Source organism: Herbaspirillum sp. 1173 (assembly GCF_031455335.1).
In the GTDB taxonomy this organism is placed as follows: Bacteria; Pseudomonadota; Gammaproteobacteria; order Burkholderiales; family Burkholderiaceae_D; genus Herbaspirillum; species Herbaspirillum huttiense.
The window spans coordinates 371,150-383,182 of record NZ_JAVDSP010000001.1 but is presented as its reverse complement, the minus strand read 5'-3'; the positions used below and the strand labels follow the sequence as shown (position 1 = coordinate 383,182).

The 12,033-nt window shown below is 63.1% G+C and carries 11 protein-coding genes; 5 read left to right on the top strand and 6 right to left on the bottom strand.

Annotated elements, in window-relative coordinates:
• The first annotated feature begins 8 nt into the window (after window positions 1–8).
• The 4 genes from J2X56_RS01795 to nadB all read left to right on the top strand — a co-directional run bounded on the left by J2X56_RS01795 (window position 9) and on the right by nadB (window position 4,946).
• Window positions 9–1,364, top strand: coding sequence for an acyclic terpene utilization AtuA family protein (locus tag J2X56_RS01795; RefSeq protein WP_121040038.1), 1,356 nt, complete (start codon window positions 9–11; stop codon window positions 1,362–1,364).
• Between the two features lies 1 nt (window position 1,365).
• Window positions 1,366–1,692 carry a hypothetical protein gene (locus tag J2X56_RS01790; RefSeq protein ID WP_121040035.1) on the top strand — a complete coding sequence of 109 codons (327 nt, stop codon included), beginning with the start codon at window positions 1,366–1,368 and terminating at the stop codon, window positions 1,690–1,692.
• Window positions 1,693–1,960: 268 nt separating this feature from the next.
• The gene (gene purT / locus J2X56_RS01785; protein ID WP_310157741.1) at window positions 1,961–3,172 is read left to right on the top strand and encodes a formate-dependent phosphoribosylglycinamide formyltransferase; all 1,212 of its coding nucleotides are present in this window, start codon (window positions 1,961–1,963) and stop codon (window positions 3,170–3,172) included.
• A 169-nt stretch (window positions 3,173–3,341) separates the two neighbouring features.
• Window positions 3,342–4,946, top strand: coding sequence for an L-aspartate oxidase (nadB, locus tag J2X56_RS01780; protein WP_121040032.1), 1,605 nt, complete (start codon window positions 3,342–3,344; stop codon window positions 4,944–4,946).
• Between the two features lie 4 nt (window positions 4,947–4,950).
• Here the strand turns inward: nadB and J2X56_RS01775 are convergent, their stop codons facing one another.
• The 5 genes from J2X56_RS01775 to J2X56_RS01755 all read right to left on the bottom strand — a co-directional run bounded on the left by J2X56_RS01775 (window position 4,951) and on the right by J2X56_RS01755 (window position 9,858).
• On the bottom strand, window positions 4,951–5,658 hold the full coding sequence (locus tag J2X56_RS01775) for a hypothetical protein (RefSeq protein ID WP_158601245.1): 708 nt from the start codon (window positions 5,656–5,658) through the stop codon (window positions 4,951–4,953).
• Window positions 5,659–5,828: 170 nt separating this feature from the next.
• Window positions 5,829–7,421, bottom strand: coding sequence for a glutamine-hydrolyzing GMP synthase (gene guaA, locus J2X56_RS01770; protein WP_039788239.1), 1,593 nt, complete (start codon window positions 7,419–7,421; stop codon window positions 5,829–5,831).
• Between the two features lie 105 nt (window positions 7,422–7,526).
• Window positions 7,527–8,996, bottom strand: coding sequence for an IMP dehydrogenase (guaB, locus tag J2X56_RS01765; protein ID WP_121040026.1), 1,470 nt, complete (start codon window positions 8,994–8,996; stop codon window positions 7,527–7,529).
• Window positions 8,997–9,128: 132 nt separating this feature from the next.
• Window positions 9,129–9,434, bottom strand: coding sequence for an RnfH family protein (locus tag J2X56_RS01760; protein ID WP_121040023.1), 306 nt, complete (start codon window positions 9,432–9,434; stop codon window positions 9,129–9,131).
• Entirely contained in the window at window positions 9,427–9,858 is a 432-nt protein-coding gene (locus tag J2X56_RS01755; protein WP_013234181.1) for a type II toxin-antitoxin system RatA family toxin, read from the bottom strand. Before J2X56_RS01755 ends, J2X56_RS01760 begins: the two co-directional genes overlap by 8 nt.
• A 67-nt stretch (window positions 9,859–9,925) precedes the next feature.
• Here J2X56_RS01755 and smpB point away from each other — a divergent pair, with 67 nt between their 5' ends.
• A complete protein-coding gene (gene smpB / locus J2X56_RS01750; RefSeq protein ID WP_088753876.1) occupies window positions 9,926–10,375 on the top strand; it encodes an SsrA-binding protein SmpB in 450 nt (149 codons plus the stop codon).
• Between the two features lie 73 nt (window positions 10,376–10,448).
• Here the strand turns inward: smpB and J2X56_RS01745 are convergent, their stop codons facing one another.
• A complete protein-coding gene (locus tag J2X56_RS01745) occupies window positions 10,449–12,029 on the bottom strand; it encodes a tetratricopeptide repeat-containing glycosyltransferase family protein (protein WP_121040020.1) in 1,581 nt (526 codons plus the stop codon).
• Between the last annotated feature and the right edge of the window lie 4 nt (window positions 12,030–12,033).

Genomic DNA, 12,033 nt, shown 5'->3' with positions numbered 1-12,033 from the left:
AGAATCGCATGACCCAAGATCCACAGCGCACCGTGCGCATCGGCGCCGGTGCCGGCTATTCAGGCGACCGCATCGAGCCGGCCGCCGAACTGGCCGAACACGGCCAGCTGGATTACCTGATCTTCGAATGCCTGGCCGAGCGCACCATCGCCATCGGCCAGCAAGCCCGGCTAGCGGACCCGGGCAAGGGTTACGACCCGCTGCTGGCCGAGCGCATGCATGCGGTACTCAAGACCTGCGCCACCCGGGGCATCCGCATCATCACCAACATGGGCGCGGCCAATCCGCTGGCGGCGGCGCAACGCGTGCGCGAGATCGCGCGTGAACTGGGACTGAGCGGACTGAAGGTAGCAGCCGTGGCAGGAGACGACGTGCTGGAGGCCGTGCAGCAGGACGAATGGCGCATCGAGGACAATGGCCAGCCGGTCGCTTCCCTCGGTAGCCGCCTCATCTCGGCCAATGCCTATCTGGGCATCGCCCCCATCGTCGAAGCCCTGCAGGCCGGGGCCCAGGTCATCATCACCGGCCGCGTGGCCGACCCTGCGCTGGTGCTGGCGCCTCTGGTACACGAATTCGGCTGGGCCGCCGATGACTGGGACAAGCTCGGCCAGGGCACCCTCATCGGCCACCTGCTGGAGTGCGCAGGACAGATTACCGGTGGCTATTTTGCCGACCCCGGCAAGAAGGACGTAGCCGGACTGGCGCGGCTGGGGTTTCCCATTGGTGAAGTGAAAGCCGATGGCAGTGCAGTCATTACAAAAGTGGCCGGCTCCGGAGGACAAGTCACGGCGCGCACCTGCAAGGAGCAATTGCTCTATGAAATCCATGATCCGAGCGCCTACTTCACGCCGGATGTGATTGCCGATTTCTCGCAAGTCCGCATCGAAGAAGTCGGGCCGGACCGCGTCGCCGTCACCGGCGGCCGCGGCCGTGCGCGACCGCAGACGCTCAAGACCACGCTGGGCTACCGCGACAGTTTCATTGGCGAAGGCCAGATCTCGTATGCCGGGCCAGGCGCGCAAGCGCGTGCGCAACTGGCCGGCGAGATCGTGCGCGAGCGGCTGGCGATGACCGGCGTGCAGACTGAAGAACTGCGCGTGGACCTGATCGGCATCAATGCCATTGCCGGTGAACAGATGTCGGCGCAAGCGCCCGAGCCGCACGAAGTCCGCCTGCGTGTGACCGGCCGCACGGCCAGCATGAAAGAGGCGGTCCGCATCGGCAACGAAGTCGAGACGCTTTATACCAATGGCCCGGCCGGTGGCGGCGGCGCCACCAAGTCGGCCCGCGAAGTCATCGCCGTGCTGTCGCTGCTGCTTCCACGCACGCTGGTGCATCCATCCGTTTTCATCGAGGAGGCCTGAGATGCTGCTCAGAGAAATTGCTCATTCGCGCGCCGGAGACAAAGGCGACATATCGAATATCTCCGTAATCGCCTATCGGCAGGAGGACTATGCGCTGCTGGAGCGCACCCTGACGGCCGAACGGGTGCGTGCGCATTTTGCCGGTGTGGTCCATGGGGAAGTGGTGCGCCACGCGCTGCCGCATCTGGGGGCGCTCAACTTCGTGATGCAACGTGCGCTGGGCGGAGGGGTTACCCGGTCACTGGCGCTGGATGCGCATGGGAAGGCGTTGTCGGGGGTGATGCTCGATATTGACTTGCGAGTCGAGGTCGCTGAACAGGATTTTTGACAAAGCGAAGAGCATTCCCACCCAGCAAGAATGAAAAATCTTCAGCAATTTATGGGCTTTTGACGCCAGTTAGCGCGACGTTAGTCACATCAGCATCGGCATCGGAAGATATTAGTTTCCCCTTGGAAAAATAGGAAATTTTTAGCCAATTATTCCTGGCTAAACTGCGTACATTGCGTCTGTCCAAACCCTGCAAGATTTGGTATCGTCCGCCCGTGATTGATTCTCGCACTGCATCAGCGCCCCCCGCTGACACACTCCCCCCGATATGAAAAAACCAATCCGACTCGGCACTCCGCTGTCTCCTTCCGCCACCAAAGTCATGCTGCTGGGCTCCGGCGAACTCGGCAAGGAAGTCATCATCGCCCTGCAACGCCTGGGCGTTGAAGTCATTGCCGTTGACCGTTATGAGAACGCGCCTGGCCAGCAGGTCGCCCATCGTGCCCATGTGATCAACATGACCGACGGTGCCGCCCTGGCCGCACTGATCGAGCAGGAGCAGCCCGACCTGATCGTGCCCGAAATCGAGGCCATTGCCACAGAGACCCTGGTCAAGCTGGAAGAAGCCGGCCGTGCCCGCGTGATCCCGACCGCGCGCGCTGCCTGGCTGACCATGAACCGCGAAGGCATCCGCCGCCTGGCCGGTGAAACCCTGGGCCTGGCAACGTCGCCCTACCGCTTCGCCGACAGCCTGGACGAACTCAAGGCGGCCATTGACCAGATCGGCTTCCCCTGCGTGATCAAGCCGGTCATGTCGTCTTCCGGCAAGGGCCAGTCCAAGATCGACGGCCCCGATGAAATTGAAGCCGCCTGGAACTACGCCGCCGCCGGTGGCCGCGTCGACTCCGGCCGCGTGATCGTCGAAGGCTTCATCGACTTCGACTATGAAATCACCCTGCTGACGGTGCGCTCGCTGAACGAAAACGGCGACACCATCACCAGCTTCTGCGACCCCATCGGCCACGTCCAGGTCAAGGGCGACTACGTCGAGTCGTGGCAGCCGCACCCCATGCCCAACGCCGCGCTGGAAAAGGCCCGCGACATCGCCCGCAAGGTCACCGAGAACCTCGGCGGCCTGGGTCTGTTCGGCGTGGAACTGTTCGTCAAGGGCGACATGGTCTGGTTCTCCGAAGTCAGCCCGCGTCCGCATGACACCGGCATGGTCACCATGGTCAGCCAGGTGCAGAGCGAGTTCGAACTGCACGCCAAAGCCATCCTCGGCCTGCCGGTCAATACCGCCCTCAGGAGCCCCGGTGCCTCCGCCGTGATCTACGGCCAGCATGACGCCCGGGGCATCGCCTTCGATGGCGTGGCTGAAGCGCTGCGCATCCCGGGTGCCGATATTCGCCTGTTCGGCAAGCCGGAATCCTTCGCCCGCCGCCGCATGGGCGTGGCGCTGGCTTCCGGTGACAGCGTCGAAACCGCACGTATCCGCGCCAAGCAGGCTGCGGCCAAGGTCAAGCCGGTGATTCCGCAGTGATCTTGCACTCAGTCGCATGACGTGAACGGGCTCCGACGAAAATCGGGGCCCGTTTTGTTTTGGGCGGGCAAAAACATCACCCTTGTGCCAGAAACGATATAAACGATATGCCTACGGCATGCCGCTATAATCACCGTCTCCCTCCACAACAGCAGCTTTGCTCACGATCATGAAGTGTGATGTCGCCATCCTCGGCAGCGGTCTGGCCGGTCTTTCCGTGGCCCTCCATCTGGCAGAGAAGTACCAGGTGGTGGTCGTTTCCAAGGGCGAGCTGCTGGACGGGGCCAGCAACTGGGCACAAGGCGGCATTGCTGCCGTGCTCGATTCGGGCGACAGCCACGCCCAGCATATCGACGATACGCTGGTGGCCGGTGCCGGCCTGTGCGATGAAAGCGCCACCCGCTACATCGTCGAACACGGCCGCGAGGCCATCGAATGGTTGATCGCGCAGGGCGTGCCCTTCACCCGCGACGACAGCGCCGAGCTGGGCTATCACCTCACCCGCGAAGGTGGCCACAGCCAGCGCCGCATCATCCACGCCGCTGATGCCACCGGCCACGCCGTCCAGGTGACGCTGGAGCAGCGCGTGCGGGCCCACCCCAACATCACGCTGCTGGAGCATCACTGCGCCATCGACCTGATCCACGCGCGCAAGCTCGATCCCAAGGCCGAACCGCGCTGCCTGGGCGTGCATGTCCAGGACACCGCCAGCGGCCGCGTGCTGGCCATTGCGGCCGGCCGCACGGTGCTGGCCACAGGCGGGGCCGGCAAGGTGTATCTCTACACTTCCAATCCCGATTCAGCCACCGGCGACGGCATCGCCATGGCCTGGCGCGCCGGCTGCCGGGTGGCCAACATGGAATTCATCCAGTTCCATCCGACTTGCCTGTATCACCCTTACGCAAAATCCTTCCTCATCAGCGAGGCCTTGCGCGGCGAAGGGGCCTTGCTCAAGCTGCCGGCTTCGGCGGGTGCCCTGGCGGGCCAGCGTTTCATGCCGGAACACGACGAGCGTGCCGAGCTGGCGCCGCGCGACATCGTGGCGCGTGCCATCGATTTCGAGATGAAGAAACGCGGGCTGGACCATGTCGACCTGGACATCAGTCATCAAAGCCCGGCCTTCATCGCCGAGCACTTCCCGACCATCCAGGCGCGCTGCCTGGAGTTCGGCATCGACATCACGCGCCAGCCCATCCCGGTGGTGCCGGCAGCGCACTACACCTGCGGCGGCGTGGTGACCGACATGGCCGGCCGTACCGACCTGCCGGGCTTGTACGCGGTCGGCGAGACGGCCTATACCGGACTGCATGGCGCCAATCGCCTGGCCAGCAATTCGCTGCTGGAATGCCTGGTGCTGGGCCGCTCGGCCGCCGAGGATATTGAACGGGAATTGTCAGCGGGCACCTGGCGCATCGCCGAGGTACCGCAATGGGATGAAAGCCGCGTCAGCGATGCCGACGAGGAAGTGGTGATCGCCCACAACTGGGACGAGCTGCGCCGCTTCATGTGGAATTACGTCAGCATCGTGCGCACCGACAAGCGTCTCGAACGCGCCCAGCACCGCATCCGCCTGCTCAAGGAAGAGATCGACGAGTACTACGCCAACTTCCGCATCTCGCGCGATCTGCTGGAGCTGCGCAACCTGGTGGATGTGGCGCAGTTGATCGTTTCCAGCGCCCTGATGCGCAAGGAAAGCCGCGGCCTCCACTTCAGCCAGGACTATCCACGCACCCTGCCCCGCGCCACACCGACCATCCTGCCGGGACGCCCGTAAGCGGCTATTTGCGCTGGCGGTATTGTTTGCGGTAGACGTTGGGGGCGGCCAGCACGTCGGCGACGGTCTGGCTGTAGCGGGTAGCGGCCTCCCCTTCCAGGGTATCGAAGTGCAGCACGGGCCGTTCGCGCGGCACGGGCATGCATTGCGCGACCGGCATGCCTTTGGGCAGTACGCCGACAAACTCTTCATCGGTCCAGACGGCAGGGAAATTGATACCGGCGTCATGGAACTGGTCCGCATCCACCAGTCCTGAGAGCAGTCGGAACGGCAGGTCGTGGCGGTTCACCGGATGCGTCGCAAAGAGTGACCAGCCAGGTTCCAGTTCGATGGTCCAGAAGCTGTTGAACTTCAGCACCAGCGCATCGCCCTGTTCGAAGGGTGTGCCGGTGACCTGTGCGGGCGGATGAAAACTCAATGGCGCGCGCGGATGGCCCTCCACGGTGGTCGCCGGGGCTTCCCAATCCCAACTGAAGCTGCCTTTGTCCACGTGCACGTCGCAGGGCAGCAGGATCATGAAGCCATGGGCCATTGCATCGATGAAGGGCGGGCATTGCTTGACGGTACGGATATCGCGGTCATGCAGCGCGGAGAAGGCCTTGGCCGGCATGCTGCGGATCCAGTCGGGGATCAGCTCGCGGGCCAGGCGGGGGCGTGGGAGATGATCAATCAGCGCAGGATCGCATCGGAAGTGGATTTGCGGTGGGGGCATGAGGTTCAGGGGCGATATGAAGATTCAAGGCCAGGCCTTTGCCCGAAACGGCGGCGCAATGGGGCGAAGCCAATGATAGCGCGCCACGGTCGCCCTCCGGATATGAAAAAACCCGCCATTCAGCGGGTTTTTGCAAAGCCAGGTTCAGGCTGATCCGGGTTTCTAGGGAATCATTCCCACTCAATAGTCGCCGGCGGCTTCCCCGAAATGTCATACACCACCCGGTTCAAGCCACGCACCTCGTTGATGATGCGATTGGACACGCGTCCCAACAGTTCATGCGGCAGGTGCGCCCAGTGCGCCGTCATGAAGTCTTGCGTCTGCACCGCACGCAAGGCCACCACGTATTCGTAGGTACGGCCATCACCCATGACGCCCACCGACTTCACCGGCAGGAACACGGCAAAGGCCTGGCTGGTCTTCTCATACCAGCTTTGACCATCTTCATCCTTCGTATTGCGCAGTTCTTCGATGAAGATCGCATCCGCACGGCGCAGCAGGTCCGCGTACTCCTTCTTCACTTCACCCAGGATACGCACACCCAGGCCAGGACCCGGGAACGGATGGCGATACACCATCTCCGGCGGCAAGCCCAGCGCCACGCCCAGTTCGCGCACTTCATCCTTGAACAGTTCGCGCAGCGGCTCCAGCAGCTTCAGGTTCAGCGTTTCCGGCAGGCCGCCGACGTTGTGGTGGCTCTTGATGGTGTGGGCGGTCTTCTTGCCCTTGCCGGCGCTTTCGATCACGTCCGGATAAATCGTGCCCTGGGCCAGCCACTTGGCGCTGGTCAGCTTGGCCGATTCGGCCTGGAACACTTCCACGAATTCGCGGCCGATGATCTTGCGCTTGGCTTCGGGATCGGTCACGCCCGCCAGATGGCCCATGAACTGCGCAGTGGCGTCCACATGGATCACCTTCACACCCAGGTTCTTGGCAAACATCTCCATGACCATCTTGCCTTCGTCCAGGCGCAGCAGGCCGTGGTCGACGAACACACAGGTCAGCTGGTCACCGATGGCGCGATGGATCAGCGCTGCCGCCACGCTGCTGTCGACACCGCCCGACAGGCCCAGGATGACTTCATCGCTGCCCACTTGCTGGCGGATCATCTCGACGGCTTCGGCGATGTAGTCCGGCATGTTCCAGTCCGACTGGCAGCCGCAGATCTCGTGCACGAAGCGGCCCAGCATGGCCTTTCCCTGCACCGTATGAGTCACTTCCGGGTGGAATTGCACACCGTAGAAACGACGCTCTTCGTCGGCCATGCCGGCGATCGGGCAGTTGCCCGTGGAGGCCATGAGCTTGAAGCCGGCGGGCAGTTCGTTGACCTTGTCACCGTGGCTCATCCACACCTTCAGCATGCCGTGGCCTTGCGCATTGGTGAAGTCGCTGATGTTGTCCAGCAGCTTGGTGTGGCCGTGGGCGCGCACTTCGGCGTAACCGAATTCACGCAGGTGGCCGTTCTCGACCTTGCCGCCCAGTTGTTCGGCCATGGTCTGCATGCCGTAGCAGATGCCCAGCACCGGCACGCCCAGTTCGAAGACCGCTTGCGGGGCACGCGGCGTATCGCCTTCGGTGACGCTGTTGGGGCCGCCGGAGAGGATGACGCCGGCCGCGCCGTAGTTGCGCACGAACTCGTCGGTCACGTCATGCGGGAATACCTCGGAAAACACACCGGCTTCGCGCACGCGGCGAGCGATGAGCTGGGTCACCTGGGAACCGAAGTCGAGGATCAGGATTTTCGAATGCGAATGCGTGGACATGGGCAGTGAGGTCTGGCTACGTTAAAAATGGACTTCTGAAAAGATCAACAGCCCGACAGCCTGGCACAAGGCCGGTGGACTGTCGGGCTGTGGCCGCATCGAAAATTACTCGGCGCGGTAGTTCGGGGCTTCCTTGGTGATCTGCACGTCGTGGACATGCGATTCACGCATGCCGGCCGCGGTAATCTCGACAAACTCGGCGCGCTCGCGGAAGTCGTCGATGGAGGCACAACCGCAGTAACCCATGGAGGAGCGCACGCCGCCGACCAGTTGGTACAGGATTGCAACCACCGAGCCCTTGTAGGCAACGCGGCCTTCGATGCCTTCCGGCACGAACTTGTCTGCGGTGTTGTCGCCGTCCTGGAAGTAGCGGTCGGCCGAACCGTCAGCCATCGCACCCAGCGAACCCATGCCGCGATACGACTTGTAGCTGCGGCCCTGGTACAGGATCACTTCGCCCGGGGCTTCTTCGGTACCGGCGAACATGCTGCCCATCATCACGGCCGAAGCGCCGGCGGCCAGCGCCTTGGCGACGTCGCCCGAGAAACGGATACCGCCGTCGGCGATCACCGGAACGCCAGTACCCTTGAGGGCTTCAGCGACGTTGGCGATGGCCGAGATCTGCGGCACGCCGACGCCGGCGACGATACGGGTAGTGCAGATGGAGCCGGGGCCGATACCGACCTTGACAGCATCCGCGCCATGTTCCACCAGAGCCTTGGCGGCAGCGGCGGTAGCGATGTTGCCGCCGATGACTTCCACGTGCGGGTAGCGGGTCTTGACCCACTTGACGCGGTTGAGCACGCCAGCAGAGTGGCCGTGGGCGGTGTCGACCACGATCACGTCCACACCGGCGGCGACCAGCAGCTCGATGCGCTCGTCATTGTCCGGGCCGACGCCGACGGCGGCGCCCACGCGCAGCTTGCCGTGTTCGTCCTTGCAGGCGAAGGGGTGTTCGGTGGATTTTTCGATGTCCTTGACGGTGATCAGGCCGCGCAGTTCGAAGGCATCGTTGACGACCATCACGCGCTCCAGGCGGTGCTTGTTCATCAGGCGCTTGGCTTCTTCCGGATCGGCGCTGGAGCCGTTTTCCTTGACGTAGACCAGCTTGTCGCGCGGGGTCATCTTGGCGCGGACTTCTGCGTCCAGTTCTTCTTCAAAGCGCAGGTCGCGGTTGGTGATGATGCCGACCAGCGCCTTGCCTTCCACCACCGGGAAGCCGGAAATGCCATGCTGCTTGGACAGCGCGATGACGTCACGGATCTTCATGGTGGGGGGGATGGTGATCGGGTCACGGACCACGCCGGACTCGAAACGCTTGACCTTGGAAACCTCGCGCGCCTGTTCCTTGGGCGTCAGGTTCTTGTGGATGATGCCGATGCCGCCCTCTTGCGCCATGGCAATGGCCAGGCGGGCTTCAGTCACGGTATCCATTGCCGCGGAGACCAGCGGAATGTTCAGCGAGATGTTGCGCGTCAGGCGCGTGGTCAGGGAAGTGTCTTTGGGGAGGATGTCCGAGAAGGCCGGAACGAGCAGCACATCATCGAACGTGAGTGCTTTTTGGAGAAGACGCATAGTGTTTCCTATAGGCGCAAAAGCGAATTATACAGAAAAGCTGAACGCGCGTCTTGCTCTACTTGCGTTTCTCCCTCCGGGCGTCGTAAAAATGCCGGAAGGCTGGGATTCCGGGCCGGGCAGCAGCACCGTTCAAGGGCGGTCCGCTTGCTCCCGGTGCGCGGCGCGGCGGCGGCGCGACTGCTTGGGGTCCGCAATCAGCGGCCGGTAGATCTCAATGCGGTCGCGTGCGCGCAGCACCGTGTCGAGCGTCTTGATCTTGCCGAAGATGCCGACCTTGCACACCGACAGGTCGATGGCCGGCTGCTCGCGCAGCAGGCCGCTGTCCAGAATGGCCTGCTGGATGGTACTGCCGGGGGCTACCTGCAGGTCCTGCAGGATCTGCAGGCCGGGCGCGGCGTAGCAGAGCTGGACTTGCAAAAAGGCATCATCAGCCATATATCTGTTCGGCGCGTTTGCAGAAGGAATCGACGAAGCTGTTGGCGATCATGCTGAAGACCGGCCCGATCACCCCTTCCAGGATGCGGCTGGAAAATTCATATTCCATGTCGAATTCGATCTTGCAGGCATCCTCGCGCAGCGGTTTGAAGGTCCAGCGGCCTTCGAAATGCTTGAACGGGCCTTCCACCAGGCGCATGGTCATGCTGGTCGGGCGCACGTTGGTGTTCTGGGTGCTGAAGGATTGCTTGAGGCCGTGATAATTGATCTTGATCTTGGCCGTGAGGCTCTCATCACTGCGCTCGGAAACCTCGACACCGCCACACCAGGGCAGGAATTCAGGGTAATCCTCAACCTTGTCGACCAGGTTGAACATCTGCTCCGCGCTATAGTTGATCAGGACGGTTTTGTGTACGACTGCCATCGAGGGTGATCCGTTTGATAAAATCGCAAAGGCACAATTTTAACCGACGAGACGAATTTTTATTTAGATGAGCATTATTGATAACAAAAAGGCCTTTTTCGATTACTTCATCGAAGAGCGATTCGAAGCAGGCCTCGTCTTGCAAGGTTGGGAAGTCAAATCGATCCGCGCCGGCCGCGTGCAACTCAAGGAAGCCTACGTGATCGTGCGCAATGGCGAGGTCTACCTGTTCGGCTGCCACATCAGTGCACTGACCAGCACCTCCACGCACGTGCATCCGGAGACCACCCGCACCCGCAAGCTGCTCTTGAATGCCGCCGAGATCAGCAAGCTGATCGGCAAGGTGGAACGCTCCGGCTACACGCTGGTGCCACTGAACTTGCACTACAGCAAAGGCCGCGTCAAATGCGACATCGGCCTGGCCAAGGGCAAGAAACAGCACGACAAGCGCGAGACCGAAAAACAGCGCGACACCCAGCGCGAAATCCAGACGGCGATGAAGCAGCATCGCCGCTGATCCCTTCCTGCCTCTCCTTGACTGCGACCACGGCTGCCTTGTGCAGCCGTTTTCATGTCCGCTTGCAGCGCGCTTACGCCCAACCCTCAAACCGTTCACGGCAAGCGGTGACGATTTCTTGCACCACACTGCCCCACTGCCCCCGCTGCTGCTGGCGGAACAGCCTCACCGAGGGATACCAGGCAGTCTGCTCGCCCTGCACGCCCCAGCGCCACTCGCCCTCCAGCCGCTGCGGCAGGAAGCACGGCAAGCCTAACGCCCCGGCCAGGTGCACCACGGCGGTATCGACGCTGATGACCAGATCCAGCGCACAGGCCAGCGCTGCCGAATCGGCCCAGTCCGCCAGCGGGAAGGTGCAGAGCCGGCCAGACAGCTCCTGATGTACGCCCTGATCGGCCAGCGGGATCTCGACTTGCAGGCAGACCACCTCTACCGGCAACTCAAACAAAGGTAGCCACTCGGCCAGTGGCACGTCGCGACTGGGGTGCGGCGTGGCGTACTGGCGACCGGCCCAGGCCAGGCCGATGCGCGGACGGCGCGGTGAAGCCGCCGCTGTCTCGGCCAGACGCTGCTGCCATTGCTGAAGGCGGATCGGATCCACATTCAGGTAAGGCGCGGCCGGAGCCTGGCTCGGATGAGGCAGATCCAGCAAATACGGAAGACTGAGCAAGGAAGCGTGACAATCATGCGGACCGGCTTCACTGACATGCGCCACGCAGCGAACCTGCGCAAAGGACGGCGCGAGCACTGCCACCAAGCCCGCCGGCGCACACAGGGTGACCTGCGCCGCCTGCGCTGCCACCAGCGGCAGATAGCGAGCAAATTGCAGGCAATCGCCCTGCCCTTGTTCAGACCACAGCAGGATGTGTTTGCCACTGAGCGACTCACCGTGCTGCCAGGACGGGCTGGACGTGGCGATGGCGCGCCGGGCCAATTCCGGAATCCGGAAGCGCGCTTCATGTTCTCGCCAAGCTTCGGCGAAGTCCCCGCGCGTGAGCAACATATGCGCACGCCCCACCTGGGCTTGCGGAAAGTCGGCATGCCAGCGCAAGGCTTCTTCATATCCGGCTTGAGCCGCCTCGATCCGGCCCATGCGACGCAGGATGTCGGCCCGATTGAAGGCGATCAGGGCGCGCGCATCATCCTCGGCCGCGTCGTCGGGATAGCAGCGCAAGGCCTCTTCATGGCGATTCAGCCGCAGCAGGATATCGGCATGCAGGGCCTGGTCCTCCAGCGCAGGCAGCGGGAGGGCAGGCTCGATGGCGGACAAGGCCGCATGAGGCTGGTCCAGCTGGTGGTACAAGCGCGCCAGCAACACCCGCTGATCGACAGGCCTTGCGCCCTCCTGCAGCAGCCGCGCTTGGAGCGCATCGGCCCATTGCAGCAAGACGGCACGATGCGCCACACGGGCTTCGTCGTAATCGGGCAGCAGATCGAGGCAGGCTTGGTAGGCAGCGGCCGCGGCAGGAAGATCGCCGGTTTCCTGCAACAGGCTGGCACGCTGCATGAGCACGGGCAGGAAGCCGGCATCGAGTCGCAGGGCCTGATCGAGAGCGGCCAGGGCGGCGGCAGGCTGGCCTGCACCGCGCAGGGCGATGGCCTCGCACATCAGGCCCATGATGCCAGCCAGGGTGGCGGGGTCGGGAGCATTCATGGCC

What these genes read in the sequence shown, in the direction of transcription:
- J2X56_RS01795 (WP_121040038.1), top strand. Translation starts at nt 9, where the DNA reads ATGACCCAAGATCCACAGCGCACCGTGCGCATCGGCGCCGGTGCCGGC.
- J2X56_RS01790 (WP_121040035.1), top strand. Translation starts at nt 1,366, where the DNA reads ATGCTGCTCAGAGAAATTGCTCATTCGCGCGCCGGAGACAAAGGCGAC.
- purT (WP_310157741.1), top strand. Translation starts at nt 1,961, where the DNA reads ATGAAAAAACCAATCCGACTCGGCACTCCGCTGTCTCCTTCCGCCACC.
- nadB (WP_121040032.1), top strand. Translation starts at nt 3,342, where the DNA reads ATGAAGTGTGATGTCGCCATCCTCGGCAGCGGTCTGGCCGGTCTTTCC.
- J2X56_RS01775 (WP_158601245.1), bottom strand. Translation starts at nt 5,658, where the DNA reads ATGCCCCCACCGCAAATCCACTTCCGATGCGATCCTGCGCTGATTGAT.
- guaA (WP_039788239.1), bottom strand. Translation starts at nt 7,421, where the DNA reads ATGTCCACGCATTCGCATTCGAAAATCCTGATCCTCGACTTCGGTTCC.
- guaB (WP_121040026.1), bottom strand. Translation starts at nt 8,996, where the DNA reads ATGCGTCTTCTCCAAAAAGCACTCACGTTCGATGATGTGCTGCTCGTT.
- J2X56_RS01760 (WP_121040023.1), bottom strand. Translation starts at nt 9,434, where the DNA reads ATGGCTGATGATGCCTTTTTGCAAGTCCAGCTCTGCTACGCCGCGCCC.
- J2X56_RS01755 (WP_013234181.1), bottom strand. Translation starts at nt 9,858, where the DNA reads ATGGCAGTCGTACACAAAACCGTCCTGATCAACTATAGCGCGGAGCAG.
- smpB (WP_088753876.1), top strand. Translation starts at nt 9,926, where the DNA reads ATGAGCATTATTGATAACAAAAAGGCCTTTTTCGATTACTTCATCGAA.
- J2X56_RS01745 (WP_121040020.1), bottom strand. Translation starts at nt 12,029, where the DNA reads ATGAATGCTCCCGACCCCGCCACCCTGGCTGGCATCATGGGCCTGATG.